The 1846-nt window shown below is 37.3% G+C and carries 1 protein-coding gene; it reads right to left on the bottom strand.

The features are described from left to right. A partial coding sequence (locus tag LV83_RS21770; protein WP_317046712.1) for a PKD domain-containing protein occupies positions 1–1169 on the bottom strand: 1169 nt, incomplete at its 3' end. Positions 1170–1846 lie beyond the last annotated feature (677 nt).

Below are 1846 nucleotides of genomic sequence, written 5' to 3'. Positions count from 1 at the left end.
AAAGTCCCGCCTGTATTGCTGTTCTCCTCATTGCTGAACCACTGGTAGGTTATCGTTCCTGTTCCCGATCCGGCAACAGTCAGGGCCGCCGCTTCAGAATCAATGCAATAAGTGTCGCCTTCTGGCTGGGTCGTGATCGCCGTCGCTGGAGTAATAGTCACCACAACTGGCTTGATCAGTTCGCAATTAGTGATCGGATTAGTTCCTTTAATGTAATATGTTCCTCCAACAACAACCGCATCTGGGTTATTTAATGGCTGAGTGGCTTGGTCATCTAACCAATAAGTATACGTTAAACCAACTGATGATCCATTGGTCACAAACGCAGCTGTCAAATCCACAGTTCCTGGCAAACAAACAGCAGGTGGAGAATTGATTGTTAAAGCTATTGGGTCAAAAACTGTGACTGCAAATGTCTCCTCGTCCGAAATCCCAGAGTTAGATGAGGTTAGAGTAACATCATAAGTCCCCGCAGCAGCATAAGTATGAGTTGGGTTAATTTGGGTAGAAGTGTTTCCATCTCCGAAGTCCCAAAGATAAGTTGAAACAACCTCTGGATCACCTCCAGTACTAAGGTTGGTAAAGGCTACATTTCTATTGTCACAAAAAGTTTCAAATTCAAAATTTGCTACAATTGGAGTTTCAACAACAAATCCTTCTCCCTGAAAATCACATTGAGAATTTCCTGCTGAGGAAGGACAGGATTTATCATTTGGTTTAGCGTTACCTGTAACCCAAGTTTGGTAAACGTTTTTAATTTCAACTTTATCTCCGTAGTTCCAAGTAAAGTCAGCAACCTTAATTTGTAATCCATTTGTGATGTTTATAGTGTTACCATTACCATCCTCAACAACAATACATAAACCTTGTTGACCTTGGGACACATCATTTATAAGAAGATCATATTGAACGTGGAAATTATAACCCTGTCCACTCACTGCAAAAGTGACAAAAATATCCCCATCAATCGGAGTACCTAAAGGCGTACCATCAAGTTCAATAGGATCAAATGGTAGGCCCGTTAATGGATCCCTAAAGTCTACTGCAATAATTCGCAGGTTATTTTGTGGACATGATGGAGGATTATTCAGATCGATGTTAAACGGAGTAGCCGGATTAACTACAGCAGTTTGCCCAATAAGCTCTGAGCTATTAAAAAATCCAAGCAAAAAGATTAATGGAAAAATTAACATAATCCGGAAATCAAATTTCCTTGCCACCCTTGCGAAAAATCCACTTGCTTGTGGGTGAGCGTTTAATTGACAATTGGATAAAGTGTCCATATCGTTAGTATTTAAAATTTCTCGAGTACTTAAAAATTAACCTCAGACCTAAAAAAGGCCATTATTAAGTTGTATAATACCTTATTTCAAAATAAAATTTTGTAATAAAGAAAAATCCAATATTTGAATTAATGTCTATTGAACCAGTTCTTGAACAGGATACACTATATGCAAATTCACATAAAATACCCAAGCCTTCTATTATGCTGTTAAAGTACACTTTTTTGTATTTCATATCCAAGTGTTTTTCCAAAAAAATTTACATGTAATGCAATTTTGTAGATATGAAATATATTTTTTAGGATTTAAAAAAGCTCTTTTACTTTCTGATTTCACAAAATAAACCATCCCTTAAAAAGCAACCTTGGTATAGTTAGGTACCGGATAAAGCCTAGGGATTACTCGGGTTGTCAAGTTTCGACAACAGATAAATTCTAATTAACAAAAAAGAGTCCCACAAATGCGGGACTCTTTTTACATTTTACTATTCACATCAATAACGTATTACAACGTATCAACTTTCTTTTTCCTGCCTGTATAGGTAAAGGATGTCTTGCCTACCC

It is taken from the genome of Algoriphagus yeomjeoni, from assembly GCF_003259505.1.
GTDB classification, from domain to species: domain Bacteria; phylum Bacteroidota; class Bacteroidia; order Cytophagales; family Cyclobacteriaceae; genus Algoriphagus; species Algoriphagus yeomjeoni.
The sequence above is the reverse complement of the archived record's forward strand: the minus strand, read 5'-3'. Positions and strand labels throughout refer to the sequence as shown.